Genomic DNA, 12,491 nt, shown 5'->3' on the forward strand with positions numbered 1-12,491 from the left:
ATTTTAGCAGTTATCTAAAATCTTGTTCCAGAATAAATTTATCGTCTAAAGCGTTTTCGGTAATAGCCAGGAGAGAAACCGGTAACTCGTTTAAACAAGCGCGTAAAAGAACTGATATCTTCATAGCCAATTTCCTGAACTACACTGGATATGGCCTGATCAGAATTGATGAGCAACCGTTTGGCTTGTTCAATACGCACATGTTGAAGATATTGCTGTGGGGTTTGCTGGGTTGCAGCTTTGAAACGCCGATTGAGAGTGCGGCTCGACAGTGAAACCTGTTCAGCCATCTCGTCGATACCAATAGGTTGGAAGAAATGCCTGTCTATCCAATCCTGCAACTTTGATATATCACTGTCGTGGTGAAATTTTTTACGTCCTAAAGGTGCGTAGGCTGCTTGCTGACCTCTTGCAAACTCTATTACGTGTGCACGCGCGGTATCAGCAGCTACCTTGTGATCGTAATAACGTTCAATTAATCGCAGAGCGAGGTCATACCATGCCATACCACCACCAGCGCAGAATATTTGATTGTCTTCAGTAATCAATTGGTTGGGCATCAGGTTTACTTTTGGGAACATAGTGGAAAAGAGTTCAGCGTACCCCCAATGAGTAGTGGCCATTCGTCCCTCAAGTAACCCCGCATTGGCGAGTAAAAATGCGCCTGTACAGTTGCTCGCAAGGTCACTTCCAGCCCGATAGAGCCTTATTAAATGGGGCAAAATACCGCGCGTTTGTTCTAATACTTGTGGAATATTTCCACCAATAGTTGGCACCATCACAATGTCAGCATGTTGTATTTGATCCAGTGATGTATGTGCGATCAACTGATTATTGTTGATACAACGCACTAAACCGCCATCAAGACTTGCTAATTGCACATTAAATAATTTTTTTATGGGTTGTTGATAGATGCGCTGCCAGGCAACGCCGGATAATGAAAACATGTCAATCGCGCCATTAATTGACGATGCGAGTGCTTGGTCGAAGCCAACAATGACAACTTGATAGGGTTTCGCTGCAATCGTTTCTACATGTTCCATAATAGTGAGTAAGTAGCGCATATTAACAAGACTAATATGTGGCAGTATAAACCAAAAATATGTCATTTGAGACAATTAAAACCCTATTCTGTTCGTGCAACACTATGAACAATTCAATAGCGAGTGAAAGTTATGGCAGAACTATTAGTCCCCCGTCAGGAACTGAATTTTCAGTTGTATGAAAATCTAGACCTTAATCAGTTGTTAACGCAAGCACCATTTGCTGATCACGACAAAGGCTCAATAGATGCAATTTTGGATATTGCCGAACAAATTGCAGAAGAGCAGTTTTTACCGCACAACAGCGAAGCCGATAAGAACGAACCTAAGTTTGACGGTAATAAAGTGTCAATGATCCCGGAAGTAAAAACCGCGTTTGATACATACCGAGAAGCCGGCTTTATCGCAGGACGATACAGTTATGATGATGGTGGTATGCAACTGCCTGAAACCGTCATGACCGCATGCGCCAGCTATTTTATGGCGGCGAACCCGTCTTCCACTGGCTATGCATTTTTAACTGCTGCCGCTGCGAACGTAATTTGCCATTTCGCCAGTGAGGAACTTAAAGCGCGATTTATGCCGCGCATGTTAACCGGTGAGTTCACGGGTACGATGGCATTGACTGAGCCTCATGCTGGCTCATCGCTTGCGGATATTCGCACTACGGCAACACCTGCAGAAGATGGAAGCTATCGTATCAAAGGTAGCAAAATCTACATCAGTGGCGGCGAGCACGAACTCTCTAGCAATATTGTCCATCTTGTTTTAGCTAAAATTCCAGGTGGGCCAGCAGGGGTGAAAGGGATCTCATTGTTTATAGTGCCGAAATATAGGTTGGATGAAAATGAGCAAGTCGGTGATCGAAATGATGTCACGCTTGCAGGGTTGATCCACAAAATGGGATACCGCGGTACAACTTCAACGGCACTCACATTTGGTGAAAATGGTGATTGCCATGGCTACTTGATCGGAGAGCCCCATCAGGGTTTACGTTATATGTTCATGATGATGAACGAAGCGCGTATTGGTGTTGGTTTTGGTGCTGCAATGATTGGTTATCGAGGCTATCGTTACTCCCTCGAATACGCCAAAGATCGCGTTCAAGGCCGTAAACCACCACTCACAAAGCCTGAAGACCCTGCAGTTAACATTATTGAACACGGTGATGTAAAACGCATGCTATTAGCGCAAAAAGCCTATACCGAAGGCGGAATGGCGCTGTGTTTTTATGGTTCGTTGCTAGTGGATGGAAAAGCGAGTCTAGCTGATGAAGCCGAAAAACAGGCAACCGCAGAATTGCTTGATCTACTTACGCCTATTTGTAAGGCATGGCCATCTGAGTTTGGACCTAAGGCAAATGATTTAGCGATTCAAATTTTAGGTGGTGCCGGTTACACCCGAGAGTATCCAGTAGAACAGTGTTGGCGTGACAACCGCTTAAACCCCATCCATGAAGGCACCAACGGCATTCAGGCATTAGATTTGATGACCAGAAAGCTTTGGCAAAATAATCAACTAGGTTTGAAAACGTTGCAAGGGCGCATTGCCACAGATATGCAATTAGCAACTACGGAGCGAACACAGGCGCTTGTTGCGTTATTGCAGCCATATTTGGCCCGTTTACCCGCGCTTATTCAACATATTGGCACGACGCTAGCGAGCGATCGTCAAGCACCGTTAATTGCTAATGCACAATGCTTTATGAATATTTTCTCTTCTGTTGTGATGAGCTGGATGTGGCTGCGCCAGGCCAATACTGCTAGCCAACTGATGACTACCGTTGCTGAAGATAATCAACAACGTAAGGATTACTTAGAAGGTAAATTACGTGCCGCAGAATATTACTTTCATTGGGAGTTGCCACTCATTGAAAGAGACTTCGGACTATTGTTAAACGTCGACGAAGTTTGTAACGACATGCAAGCCGATTTTTTCTAAACAAAACTTGCAAACAAAAAGGACACCATTATGAAAAATAGACAGTTTTTATTAGCATCTCGCCCAATTGGCGAACCAAATGAATCCAATTGGACATTGTCGACTTCTGAAACCCCGGCTTTGGGTGACAATCAAATCTTAGTGCGAATTGATTACATTTCCCTCGATCCGGCTATGCGTGGTTGGATGAATGATGGAAAGTCATACATTGAACCGGTTCAAATAGGTGCGGTCATGCGCGCAGGCACGGTTGGCGAGGTACTTGAATCCACAGATCCTAATTTTGCCGCGGGTGATTTTGTATATGGGCATTTTGGTGTCCAAGAGTATGCAGTTGTAGACACAAAAGGTGTCCACAAGGTTGATCCACGCCTAGCACCACTAGAGCGTTACTTGGGTGTATTAGGTATGCCCGGTATGACGGCATATTTCGGTATATTAGATACAGGCAATCCACAACCCGGTGAAACCGTGGTTGTCTCCGGTGCTGCCGGTGCCGTTGGGACTGTTGTTGGTCAAATTGCTAAAATTAAAGGATGCCGTGTTATAGGCATAGCGGGCGGTCAAGATAAATGTGACTATCTGATCAATGAACTGGGCTTTGATGGCGCTATTGATTACAAACACGAAGACGTCAAGCAAGGCTTAAAACGCGAATGTCCTAAAGGCGTTGACGTTTACTTTGACAATGTCGGCGGTGACATACTGGATGATGTGTTGACCCGGATTAATTTCAAAGCTCGCATTGTTATTTGTGGCGCAATAAGCCAATACAACAACACTACGCCAGTTAAAGGGCCCTCAAACTATCTATCGTTACTCGTCAATCGTGCGCGTATGGAAGGTATCGTTGTATTCGATAATGCGAAACACTATGGAAAAGCAGCGGCAGAAATGGCCGGCTGGATTGCAGAAGGCAAATTGAAAGCGAAAGAGCATGTGGTTGAAGGGTTCGAAAAATTCCCACAAACACTGATGATGCTATTTAAAGGCGAAAACTTTGGCAAATTAGTGTTAAAAGTCGACCATAAGGATTAACCATGCAGTCATTATCAGGAAAACGTATTGTAGTAACTGGTGGTGCGTCAGGTATCGGCGAAGGTGCTGCTGCGCTGATGGCGCAACTCGGTGCAACAGTTGTGGTCAGTGATATCAATGTTAAGGACGGCGAGGCGTTAGTTAAGTCAATCAACGATGCGGGCCATAGTGCATTTTTTCACCAGACCGATGTGTCTGATAGTAAAGCCGTTGCAGAGCTTATTGCATTCAGCGTTGAAAAGATGGGCGGTATTGATGTCATTCTCAATAACGCTGGGGTTGATCACGATCCCGCGCCGTTTCATGAGGTGCCTCAGTCAGCGTTTGACCGCAACATTGCGATTAACCTTGCCGGCGTTTGGCATTGTATGCAGGCCGTTATACCGGTAATGCTAAAACAAGGAAAAGGACACATCATCAATATTGCTTCAGTGGCGGGTTTGCGCTCTTCACCCATGATTTCAGCTTACAGTGCTGCTAAGCACGGCGTGATGGGGTTAACTAAAGCAGCAGCGGTCGAATACGCGAGAGCGAACATTCGCTGTAATGCCGTGTGCCCGAGCTTTATTGATACACCAATGGTGCAAAATACATTGAAGAAGGTCGATGAAAGGGCCCAGCGTGCAATTATTGGCGCTAATCCAATGAGACGTTTAGGTAAAGTAGAAGAGATTGCAAGCGCGATCGCGTGGCTAGCTACCGATGAATCAAGCTTTATGACAGGGCAAAGTGTCGTGCTTGATGGTGGTATGTTGGCGTAAATTATAAAGAGATTATGAATATGCAAAATTTGTTTGATTTAAGTGGGAAAGTCGCGTTAGTGACCGGTGCAAGTCGCGGTATTGGTGAGTCTATCGCGCGGTTATTAGCTCAATATGGCGCTCATGTCATTGTATCAAGCCGTAAGTTTGATGATTGCAAAACAGTAGCTGATAGCATTGTGGCCGATGGTGGCAAAGCAACTGCTTTAGCTTGCCATGTGGGCGAAATGGATCAGATTGAAACCGCATTTAATACGATTAAGCGTGACTTTGGGCGATTGGATATTCTGGTAAATAACGCAGCGGCTAACCCGTATTTCGGTCATATACTTGATACCGATTTAGGCGCCTACAACAAGACTGTTGATGTTAACATTCGTGGTTATTTTTTCATGTCTATCGAGGCCGGCAAAATGATGCGCGAGCAGGGCGGTGGTGTGATATTAAACACTGCATCAGTTAACGGTATACGTCCTGGTGACATGCAGGGTATTTATTCCATTACAAAAGCTGCTGTGATCAGTATGACAAAATCATTTGCAAAGGAATGTGGTCGCTTTAATATACGCGTGAACGCACTGTTACCGGGTTTAACCGAAACAAAATTTGCGTCAGCGTTAACCACAAACGATAAAATTTTGAAAACTGCACTAATGCAAATTCCATTGGGCAGAACTGCTCAACCAGATGAAATGGCGGGGACAGTTTTGTACTTAGTATCTGATGCGTCTAGCTATACCACCGGAGCGACAGTCATTGTTGATGGAGGATTCTTGGCCTAATGACCATTTGGGTTGATGCTGATGCCTGTCCCGTCATTGCACGGGACATTTTGTTTAAAGCCAGTCGTAGAACCAAGGTGGCTGTGATTTTGGTCGCCAATCAGAGTATCAAGACGCCTCCCGATCAACAAATTACAAACGTTGTAGTGGAAAAGGGTTTTGATATTGCTGATGACTATATTGCACAGCATTGTGTTGCTGGTGATTTAGTTATTACGTCTGATATTCCGTTGGCATCAGAAGTGTTGGGCAAAGGTGCTGATGCGCTCAATCCGCGCGGCGACATGTACGATCGCAGTAGTATTCGAGCGCAGCTTAACATGCGTGACTTTATGGACACCATGCGAGCAAGTGGAGAACATACTGGCGGGCAAAAGCCCTATGGTCAAAGAGAAAAACAAGCATTCGCCAATGCTTTAGATAGGTGGCTCGCCAGAGCCACCTGATTAGGATGGTTACAACACCGCGATAATGCTGTCTGCGAGTCGCTCAACGTTGTGTTGATTGATCCCGGCAATATTCACACGGCTAGAGTCAACAAAGTAAACACTGTTTTGCTCACGCATTTGTTGCACTTGCTCAGGCGAAATACACAAATACGAGAACATGCCTTTTTGCTCATTAATAAATGAGAAATCTTTATTGGCACCTTTATCCTGTAATGCATTGACCAACAGTGCGCGCAATTGCTGCATACGATTACGCATTGCATCGACTTCATCAATCCACTCTTGCTTCAACCCCTGGTCGCTTAAAATAATATCGACGAGAGCTCCACCATAGCTTGGTGGCATAGAGTAAATACCGCGTGCAACGCTTTGAATTTGACTCTGCGCAACTTGCTTAGTTTTGGCATCTTGCGTCAAAATCGCTGCTAGACCAACACGTTCACGGTACAAACCAAAGTTCTTTGAACATGAGGCGGCAATAATTAGCTCAGGTAAACGTTCAGCAAACAAACGAATCGCATAGGCATCGTCTTCTAAGCCATCACCGAAGCCTTGATAGGCGATATCAAAAAATGGCAAGAAACCTTGTTGTTCTGTCACAGACAACACTTCATTCCATTGTTCACGATTCAAATCACCACCGGTTGGGTTGTGACAGCAGCCGTGGAACAGGACAACATCACCTTTTGGAACGGCCTTTAGTGCATCGATCATTTCGTCAAATTTAACCGATGCGGTGGCTTTGTCGTAATAAGGGTATGTTTTAATTGAAAGCCCTGCGTTACCGATAAGCGGGATATGGTTTGCCCAGGTAGGATCACTGACCCAAACGGTCAGATCTTTATCTACACGTGTTAATAATTCCGCCAAGATCCTAAGTGCACCGCAACCACCAGGAGCTTGTACAGCCGCAACGCGATCGGCTAACAATACTGGGCTGTGCGCTGATAGAATTAAACTCAGCATATTATCAATGAAACCTTGTACACCCTGTGGCGTGATATAGGTTTTTGAGGTTTCCGTGTCTAAAAGTTGCTTCGCTGCTTTAGCAACCGCTTTAACGATTGGTGTATTGCCTTGCTCATCCTTATAAACACCCACACCTAAATCAATTTTATTGGGGTTAGGATCTTGTTTAAATGCGGCAGATAAGCCCAAAATTGGATCAGGCGCTAATTGGGGTAACACTTCAAACACGAATAGTCCTCTTTATAGTGAGTTGGCAACCGGCGCATTATGCCATTGTGCATGCGTTGCTTACCAGTGGCGATCCAAACAAATACGCATGTTTTTAGGATTTCTCTAGTGGAAAGTCATACGCACGCGAGCCTGTAACTTCGCCATACTGATCAAAACTATTTTCATACCAATAAATATGCATCTGCTTATCCATGAGCAAGAGCGTACTCGCACGTGTACCGTAATCCTCGCTAGTAATGAAAATGGATGACAATCGTTTCTCCCATTCCAAAGGCACGCCAGTTTTGGGTAACTCAGTATCTTCCGCGAGCGTAGGATCTGCCAATATTGAAAATAACGCTTGTGTATCAAGCTGTTTATGAGTTTCACAATACTGCTCAAGTGCTTTTTTACCACGTTGTATTTTAGGCCAAGCAACGTCTAGGCTGGCATTGGATAGGCCATAAAAGCCGGTTTCCAAACGTTGTTCTTCCGATAAATGGCTATTAAATGTGCGGATATCCATTGATGGAAGGTCACCGAATAACAAGTTATATCCGTTGTAATCGTCAACACTCTTCGAAATCTGGCTTGAGTAGTCACTGACCGTTACATCAGTTTTGAGAAAGTCGGCTACCAATGCGCCACGTGATATTGCGTTGGATTTAATTCGATTGGGATCTCGAATATTGGTTAATGCGGCCAATTTGCCGTGCCGCGTAACCCCCATCCATGTCCCGCCAGCCTCCATATCTATACCCCCTAGGACATCAGGTGCCGATTCCCAGAATTGGCTTTGTTGTGTGGGGCGTTTATGAAATTCGTCTCGATTGGCTGCTATAATGAGAGGGTACTTAGGGTGTTTATTGACTGCGATAAATAGAATACACATGGCTCAGTAAAGTCTGTTGGGTGCACCAACATAAAGCGCTTGCACCCACTTAAAATTGTTGTTGTTATACTCAACGTATTATTTTGTAGCAGTAATGTCTATGTCTTCACAACAACAAATTAAAATCGACAAGCAATTAATAGGTCCGCCGCCCTTAGGGGGAAACCGATTTACCGGTTGGTTGGGGAGGACATTGTTGAAGTTAACGGGATGGTCATTTCAGGGCGAATTACCTAATTTTCGTAAAATGGTGGTGGCGGTAGCGCCTCATACGTCTAATTGGGATTTCTTTTTAGGTGTAGCAGTATTATTTGCACTGCGTATCCGCATTCGATTTCTTGGTAAGCACACGATATTTGTACCCGTTGTTAAACAACTACTGGAAGCCATCGGTGGAATGCCAGTTGACCGACGCTCAGCTCACGGAGTGGTGGGACAGGTTGTCAACGAGTTCAATCAAAAAGAAGAAATGATACTTGCAGTGGCACCAGAGGGAACGCGTTCACCAATCTACCCATGGAAAACAGGCTTTCTCGCAATCGCGGAAACTGCAAAGGTTCCAGTGGTATTGATAGGGTTTGATTTTAAGTTAAAGAAAATCATTATTGGGCCAAGCATTTCGCCAGATGGTACTTTTGAGGATAAAATGCATCGCGTATATCAATTTTTTGGTACAGTGCACGCCAAGTACCCCAATAATGTTAGGTTTTCGGAGCAATAAGTTTTGTCTCACAAAGGATTCACCACCACACTCGTTCATGCTGACCGCAATTTAAATGCCCCTGAATCAGGTGGCGTTCACAGTTCTACCTCCCAATCTGTATTGTTTGAATATGCAGATGCACAGGACCTTGTCGATGTTTTTCAAGGAAAGAAAGCAGGGCACGTATACTCTCGTTCATCATCGGGATCTGTTAATGCACTTCAAGCCATACTCAATGATCTTGAAGGTGGTGTAGGGGCTTTGTGTTTTTCCACTGGTATGGCCGCAATCAGCAGCACGCTGATATCACTGCTAAAGGCTGGTGATCATATTATTGTGAGCCAGTATTTATTTGGCAACACGCGCAGCTTTTTAAACACGCTGTCTTCATATGGCGTAGAGGTGACGTTTGTTGATGTTACTGATATTCGTAATGTGGTAGCGGCATGCCAGTCAAATACGCGCATGGTGTTCTGTGAAACGATTGCTAACCCTGTCACCCAGGTCAGCGATTGTGAGGCAATTGGTCAATTCTGTGCCGAAAAAGGTTTGGTGTTTGTTATAGATAACACCATGACACCAGCTTATTTATTCGATGTTAAAGCTGTTGGTGCAAGCTTGGTAGTCAGTTCGCTTACTAAGTATATCGGCGGTCATGGAAACGTGTTGGGTGGCGTTGTAGTTGACACTGGATTATTTGATTGGCGGACATATGGCAATATTCATGAAGCCTATAAAGGCGATGACCATCAACAATGGTGTATAACCCAAATTAAAAAACGTGGCTTGCGAGATATGGGGGCCACACTGGCGCCTGAATCCGCAGGTCGATTAGCTGTAGGTATTGAAACACTGGCATTACGAATGGATAAAGCCTGTGACAACGCGCTGCAGTTAGCTACCTGGTTGCACTCTCATCCCTGTGTATCGGAGGTTTATTATCCCGGTTTAGCGGGTCATCCACAGCACGGTTTGGCACGAAAGCAGTTCCGTACTTTCGGTGCTATTTTAAGTATTGAGTTGCGCGACGACATAGATCCAGTTGATTTTCTAAACCAACTTTCATTGGTGCTATCGGCAACACATTTAGGTGATACGCGTACACTCGCATTGCCGGTTGCCTCGACTATCTTTTTTGAAAATGGTGCCGAAGCAAGGAAAGCAATGGGGATCAGTGAAAATTTGATCCGCTTTTCTATTGGCATAGAAGATATCGATGATTTGGTTGCTGACTTTAAGCTCGCGTTCGAAAAATTTTAGCAAAGTTAAAAAGCTTTAGATGAAGGCCAGCTACTATGCTGGCCTTTTGATTTTTCTATTCTGCTTGAATCACGTTACAGTTTAATTCGACAGTGATTCAGTGATAACGCTATCGATGACATGAATGACACCGTTCACCGTGTAAATATCGGTAGTGGTTACGTTAGCGCCTTGAACTCGTAGGGCTACTTGAGGTTGCGATACAGCCCACCATAACCCACTAGCACCATCACCATTGGCTTCTCCTGGAGTTGTATCTCCGTTAAAGAAATATAGAGGTCTACCTTGGTAGGCTGCCTGCATAGAACCGTCGTCACGTTCAATCATGGATAATCCAACAAGCGGTGACGCATCCCCGTCTGATACGATTACAGGTGGCCAAGTTTCTGCACAAGTATCATTACAAACGCTACCACCAGTGCCCAAATCATTATCGAATACATAAAGTGTATAGCCCGCTAATGCTGAAGCTTTCCCGCCAACTAAACGCTCGTTTGTGGCGTCATAAGCTACTTCAGATGAATCTGTATCTTCAAAAAGTGTATAGTTAACGAGGTCTACCGTTACGTCTTGACCTGACGCTGTGTCGACGCTTCCGCCATTAGCGGCATATGCTTGCAGTGCATTAATTTCTATATTGGTTACCACATGCTGCAGCAGAACCCCAGCAAGCGCGCTTTGATCGCTCAGTAATGCTGATAAAGCCGCATCTTCAATCTTATCAAAGGCCGAATCGGTAGGTGCAAATACGGTGGCAGTCACATTTTCATTGGCAAGGACATCTACGAGATCGGCCGCTTGTAACGCTGCTAATAGTGTCTCAAAGTCTTGACTACCGGCGACGACATCGGCAATGGTATCGGTTGGCTCACCTTTCTCGGCTAAAGGAAGAATGACTTGATCAATAACATGGATCACGCCATTTTCGGCCAAGATATCGGCAGAAGAAACTGTTGACTGGTTAATAAACAAGGTAGAGCCTGAAAGTGATAGCGCAGTTTCCTGTTCATTTGCCATCGTGACGAATGGCGAGGTTGACTGGGCAACAGACACTGCTGCATCCTGCAAAATGGTTGCATCCGCGATTACATGATTGAGAAGGATATTGCTGAGGGCCTCAGTGTCATTCAACAACGCAGTAATTGTGTCCTGGCCTAATAGTTCAAAAGCGGCGTCTGTTGGAGCAAACACCGTAAACTCGGCGTCAGCGTTAGCCAAAACCGTGTCCAACCCTGTTGCTTGTAAGGCCGCTACCAACGTATTAAAACTGCCGGCTTGTGATGCAATTTCGACAATGTTTTGTGCTGGCGCTGGCACTTCAACATCTGCGACCACCACGGTGTCAATAACGTGAATAATGCCGTTGGTAGTATAAATATCTGTTGTCACGATATTCGCACCACCAAAGGTGAGTGCGCGCGTATCTGTATTCAAGGCAACAGGGATCGTCGCCAGTGACAGTGTTTCAGCCTCTTGACCAACCAGGCTATAGGCCGTTGTAGAATCGACGGCACCCGACACGACATGTTGCAATAAGATATCAGACAAGATGTCGGGGTTTTCCAGCAAAGTGTTGATGGTTTCCTCACCTAACATAGCGAAAGCATCATCTGTAGGTGCAAAAACAGTAAATTGTTGAGTTTCGTCAGCCAGTGCTGCATCCAGCGATGTCGCTTGTAAAGCGGCAACTAATGTTGTGAAGTTTTCGGCGGATATCGCGGTTTCAACGATATTATTTACTGGATCGCCTGAATCAGCTGGCGGGGTTATGACGCGATCGATAACGTGTATAATTCCATTATCGGTCACAATATCTGTAGCTGTTACCAGCGCTTGATTGATGTATAGCTCCCCGTCAGTGATCGATAGAGCAACATTCGAACCGTTAACCGTCTCGACCGTTGAACCTGCAGCATTTAACGCTGTATCTGCGTTCACTTCGCCGGACAAAACATGATATGTCAAAATACTAGAGAGCGTATCGGTGTCTTCCAGCAGCGCTGAAATGGTGTCATCACCCAACAGCGCAAATGCGTCGTCAGTCGGTGCGAAGACGGTAAAGCTTGCATCAGGGTCAGCTAGCGTAGCATCAAGCCCGGTGGCTTCAAGGGCTGCAACTAACGTTGTGAAATTACCATTGTCTACGGCTACGTCAACGATGGTTGTGACAGTGGGTTGTGGTGTCGGTGGAGTAGGCGGTGGAGGCAAATCATTTGAGTCGGAGTTACAGCCTACTACACTCAAAAGAGAAAAGGCTCCCAATAGTAATCTATATGTGTACATAGTCGGTTTCCTTGTGAAAAAGTCCCCATTACTACGCGTAATATTTTTACTAAGGATCAGATGTCTTTAGCAACTTTTATTTGGTGTTAATGTAAAAAATATCCGATTGATCTTTTTTCTTTGTTCGGATTATCTAAAGGTTTGGAGAAGGATCAACAAC

Annotated in this window: 11 protein-coding genes; 7 read left to right on the forward strand and 4 right to left on the reverse strand. The window is 45.0% G+C overall.

Going from position 1 to position 12,491, the window contains the following annotated elements:
• Positions 1-38: 38 nt before the first annotated feature.
• A complete protein-coding gene (locus tag CSH93_RS01375) occupies positions 39-1,109 on the reverse strand; it encodes a GlxA family transcriptional regulator (protein ID WP_240615460.1) in 1,071 nt (356 codons plus the stop codon).
• Between the two features lie 66 nt (positions 1,110-1,175).
• Between CSH93_RS01375 and CSH93_RS01380 the strand changes: the two genes are divergently transcribed.
• The 5 genes from CSH93_RS01380 to CSH93_RS01400 are packed head-to-tail and all read left to right on the forward strand — an operon-like array spanning position 1,176 to position 6,011.
• A complete protein-coding gene (locus CSH93_RS01380; protein WP_100641201.1) occupies positions 1,176-2,984 on the forward strand; it encodes an acyl-CoA dehydrogenase family protein in 1,809 nt (602 codons plus the stop codon).
• 30 nt (positions 2,985-3,014) lie between these two features.
• Positions 3,015-4,022, forward strand: coding sequence for an NADP-dependent oxidoreductase (locus CSH93_RS01385; RefSeq protein ID WP_100641203.1), 1,008 nt, complete (start codon positions 3,015-3,017; stop codon positions 4,020-4,022).
• A gap of 2 nt (positions 4,023-4,024) precedes the next feature.
• Positions 4,025-4,783: an SDR family NAD(P)-dependent oxidoreductase gene (locus CSH93_RS01390; protein WP_100641205.1), complete on the forward strand. Its 759-nt coding sequence runs from the start codon at positions 4,025-4,027 to the stop codon at positions 4,781-4,783.
• A gap of 20 nt (positions 4,784-4,803) precedes the next feature.
• A complete protein-coding gene (locus tag CSH93_RS01395) occupies positions 4,804-5,565 on the forward strand; it encodes an SDR family oxidoreductase (RefSeq protein ID WP_100642303.1) in 762 nt (253 codons plus the stop codon).
• Positions 5,565-6,011, forward strand: a complete 447-nt coding sequence (locus tag CSH93_RS01400) for a YaiI/YqxD family protein (protein ID WP_100641207.1) — start codon at positions 5,565-5,567, stop codon at positions 6,009-6,011. Before CSH93_RS01395 ends, CSH93_RS01400 begins: the two co-directional genes overlap by 1 nt.
• Positions 6,012-6,020: 9 nt before the next feature.
• Here CSH93_RS01400 and CSH93_RS01405 read toward each other — a convergent pair whose 3' ends face one another.
• A complete protein-coding gene (locus CSH93_RS01405; protein WP_100641209.1) occupies positions 6,021-7,211 on the reverse strand; it encodes an amino acid aminotransferase in 1,191 nt (396 codons plus the stop codon).
• Positions 7,212-7,305: 94 nt separating this feature from the next.
• Entirely contained in the window at positions 7,306-8,085 is a 780-nt protein-coding gene (locus CSH93_RS01410; protein ID WP_100641211.1) for an NRDE family protein, read from the reverse strand.
• 100 nt (positions 8,086-8,185) lie between these two features.
• On the opposite strand from CSH93_RS01410, the gene CSH93_RS01415 reads away from it, so the two are divergent.
• Positions 8,186-8,806, forward strand: coding sequence for a 1-acyl-sn-glycerol-3-phosphate acyltransferase (locus tag CSH93_RS01415; RefSeq protein WP_164078268.1), 621 nt, complete (start codon positions 8,186-8,188; stop codon positions 8,804-8,806).
• Positions 8,807-8,809: 3 nt separating this feature from the next.
• Entirely contained in the window at positions 8,810-10,048 is a 1,239-nt protein-coding gene (locus CSH93_RS01420) for a cystathionine gamma-synthase family protein (RefSeq protein WP_100641213.1), read from the forward strand.
• Between the two features lie 81 nt (positions 10,049-10,129).
• Here the strand turns inward: CSH93_RS01420 and CSH93_RS01425 are convergent, their stop codons facing one another.
• On the reverse strand, positions 10,130-12,331 hold the full coding sequence (locus tag CSH93_RS01425; protein ID WP_100641215.1) for a fasciclin domain-containing protein: 2,202 nt from the start codon (positions 12,329-12,331) through the stop codon (positions 10,130-10,132).
• Positions 12,332-12,491 lie beyond the last annotated feature (160 nt).

Source organism: Neoalteromonas facilis, from assembly GCF_002807665.1.
Lineage (GTDB): Bacteria > Pseudomonadota > Gammaproteobacteria > Enterobacterales > Alteromonadaceae > Alteromonas_E > Alteromonas_E facilis.

Coding starts and splice junctions, on each gene's coding strand:
- CSH93_RS01380 (WP_100641201.1), top strand. CDS start 1,176: ATGGCAGAACTATTAGTCCCCCGTCAGGAACTGAATTTTCAGTTGTAT.
- CSH93_RS01390 (WP_100641205.1), top strand. CDS start 4,025: ATGCAGTCATTATCAGGAAAACGTATTGTAGTAACTGGTGGTGCGTCA.
- CSH93_RS01415 (WP_164078268.1), top strand. CDS start 8,186: ATGTCTTCACAACAACAAATTAAAATCGACAAGCAATTAATAGGTCCG.
- CSH93_RS01425 (WP_100641215.1), bottom strand. CDS start 12,331: ATGTACACATATAGATTACTATTGGGAGCCTTTTCTCTTTTGAGTGTA.
- CSH93_RS01385 (WP_100641203.1), top strand. CDS start 3,015: ATGAAAAATAGACAGTTTTTATTAGCATCTCGCCCAATTGGCGAACCA.
- CSH93_RS01375 (WP_240615460.1), bottom strand. CDS start 1,109: ATGACATATTTTTGGTTTATACTGCCACATATTAGTCTTGTTAATATG.
- CSH93_RS01410 (WP_100641211.1), bottom strand. CDS start 8,085: ATGTGTATTCTATTTATCGCAGTCAATAAACACCCTAAGTACCCTCTC.
- CSH93_RS01400 (WP_100641207.1), top strand. CDS start 5,565: ATGACCATTTGGGTTGATGCTGATGCCTGTCCCGTCATTGCACGGGAC.
- CSH93_RS01395 (WP_100642303.1), top strand. CDS start 4,804: ATGCAAAATTTGTTTGATTTAAGTGGGAAAGTCGCGTTAGTGACCGGT.